3 protein-coding genes are annotated in these 2,377 nt (G+C 69.8%); all 3 read left to right on the top strand.

Annotated features, from left to right (window positions below; genetic code table 11):
* On the top strand, positions 1 to 731 hold a 731-nt coding region (locus AB0O29_RS35150; protein WP_365160301.1), incomplete at its 5' end, for an ABC transporter ATP-binding protein.
* Complete coding sequence (locus AB0O29_RS35145; protein ID WP_365160298.1) at positions 728 to 1,585, top strand: hypothetical protein; 858 nt, start codon at positions 728 to 730, stop codon at positions 1,583 to 1,585. The genes AB0O29_RS35150 and AB0O29_RS35145, both read left to right, overlap by 4 nt.
* 72 nt (positions 1,586 to 1,657) lie before the next feature.
* Complete coding sequence (locus tag AB0O29_RS35140) at positions 1,658 to 2,185, top strand: hypothetical protein (protein WP_365160295.1); 528 nt, start codon at positions 1,658 to 1,660, stop codon at positions 2,183 to 2,185.
* Positions 2,186 to 2,377: the final 192 nt, after the last annotated feature.

The following is a 2,377-nucleotide window of genomic DNA, read 5'->3' as shown; positions in this document are numbered from 1 at the left end:
CCCTGCTGGCCCTGACCGCGGGCGTACTGAAGCCGACCGAGGGCACCGTACGGGCCCCGGCCCGCGAGGCGATCGCCTACGTCGCCCAGGACAAACCGCTCTACCCGCAGCTGACGGTCGCCGAGACCCTGCGCATGGGCGCCGACCTCAACCCCGGCACCTGGGACCCGTCCGTCGCGCGGGCGGTGGTGGACGCCGGCGGCCTGGACGGGAACCGTCGCGTGCGCGCCCTGTCCGGCGGCCAGCGTTCCCGGGTCGCCCTGGCCCTGGCCCTCGCCAAACGGCCCGCGCTGCTGCTCCTGGACGAGCCCCTGTCGGACGCCGACCCGCTCGCCCGCCGCGCGCTGATGGGCACCGTGCTGGGAACGGCCGCCGAACACGGCACCACCGTCCTCATCTCCTCGCACGTCCTCTCCGAGCTGGAGGACGCTTGCGACCACCTGCTCCTCGTCGACGGCGGGCGTGTCCGGCTCGGCGGCCCGGTGGAAGACCTCCTGGACGCCCACACGCTGGTGACCGGCCCGATCCGCGACCTGGCCCCGCACACCGTGGTCACCGCGAGGTCCACCGGACGCCGGCTCACCGCCCTGATCCGGCCGGACGGACCGGTGGGCACCGGTACCGACGGGTGGCACACCGCCGAACCCACCCTGGAGGAACTCGTGCTCGCCCATCTGCGCGCCCCGGACGCTCCACCGCTCCTCACTCCGGCCGTGGAGGTGGCGGTATGAGCCTCCTCGACCTCCGCGGCCCCGTCCGGGTGAACGTCCACCTGCACCGCCGCGCACTGTGGGCGGCCCTCGCCGTGGTGCTGCTCGCCGCCCTCTCCCTGCCCGCCGGCCGCTGGTACGTCCAGTCGCTGTCCGAGAACCTCACGGCGACCGGCTGCGAGGTCCGGCACACGGTGCCCGGCTGCGGCGTCCAGGTGCGCGGGTTCCTCTCCCGGAGCCTGTACGTCGAGAAGACGTTCGTCCTCATCGGGCTCGCGTTCACCACCCTGCCGATGCTCCTGGCCGCGTTCGTCGCGGGCCCGCTGGTCGGCCGGGAACTCGAATCGCACACCTACCGGCTCCAATGGACCCAGTCGGTCAGCCCGGCCCGCTGGCTGGCGGCCAAGCTGGCCGTACCGGTCCTGGCCGTACTCCTCGTCCTCCCGGCATTCGTCCTGCTGGCGGCGTGGATCCGGCGTGCCTCCGTCGACACCTGGTACCCGATCCCCTGGTACACCGCCCCCGCCTACGGCATGACCGGTCCGGTGGCGCTGGGTTACGCCTTCCTCGGCATCGCCGTCGGCGCCCTGGCGGGCCTGCTGCTCGGACGCGCCCTGCCCGCGATGGCCGCCGCCGTGACGGCGACCGGGGCCGTAGTGGCCGGCCTCGTCCTGCTCCGCCCCCGGCTCTGGCCCTCCCTCGCCGGCTCGAAGGGCGGCTGGCAGCTCTCCGGCCCGATGGACGCCGCCGGGCCGCGCCACCACCCCGAGGCCCACTTCTGGCCACTGCAGCTGGTGGAGTGCGGAATCCTGCTGCTCCTCGCGGCCGCGGCGACGGCTGCCGCTTTCGCGCTCCTGCGCCGCCGACACGGCTGACCGGGGCGGGAAGAGAGCTGTAGGGATCATGGATGCCTACCGTCAACGGACGGTAGGCCTGAGGGGGCATGAATGAATCAATACGGCTTGGGGCCGACCGAGTACCAGCTCCATCTACTCAAGACGATGCGGCCGCTGCCGGAGGCGCTGGACAGGGCTCTCAGGCAGATCGGATGCTCCCAAGAGCAGATGGAACAAGAAGCGGAACGCATTCGCTCAGTAATTAATATGCCAGCCGGGCGCGCAGGTCGGACACGGGAAATCCTGAAAGACATTCGAACTCACCAAGAACAGGATGGCTTCGTCGAGCGTTACCAATTCCCCCTCTGGCCGGAGTATGAATTCGAAGTCGAGTATCATTCGACATGGGATTTCTTCATGCGACTCGCGTTCGTTAGAGCCCCCGGAAGCACGTCACCCACTGGTCAGCCAACGCCGGGGACCTGGCTCAAGAATGAAGCTCTTGCGCAGTACGAGGACGTCAAGGAAATCATGCTGTGGCTTCCTTACGAAACCTATGACGTACTGAATCCGAAGGATGGGAAGCGCTACTTCCTCCGCTTCGGATGGCACGTCCTGCAGGAAATAGACGAGATGTAACCAACGATCCCCCGGGAATCCACCGTCAAGTGGAATCCCGGGGGATCCGGCGTGAGGGCCCTCTACACGGACGCCGGCCGCGCGGCCCCGATCGGCTCGTGCTTGGTCAGCGTCGGTGGCGCGGGGGGCGGGGTCGTCAGTTGCCAGGGGCCCCAGGTGCCGCCCGGGGTTGATTGCCAGGTCTCCCAGGTG

This window comes from Streptomyces sp. NPDC089915, assembly GCF_040684675.1.
In the GTDB taxonomy this organism is placed as follows: domain Bacteria; phylum Actinomycetota; class Actinomycetes; order Streptomycetales; family Streptomycetaceae; genus Streptomyces.
The sequence above is the reverse complement of the archived record's forward strand: the minus strand, read 5'-3'. Positions and strand labels throughout refer to the sequence as shown.

Coding starts and splice junctions, on each gene's coding strand:
- AB0O29_RS35145 (WP_365160298.1), top strand. CDS start 728: ATGAGCCTCCTCGACCTCCGCGGCCCCGTCCGGGTGAACGTCCACCTG.
- AB0O29_RS35140 (WP_365160295.1), top strand. CDS start 1,658: ATGAATCAATACGGCTTGGGGCCGACCGAGTACCAGCTCCATCTACTC.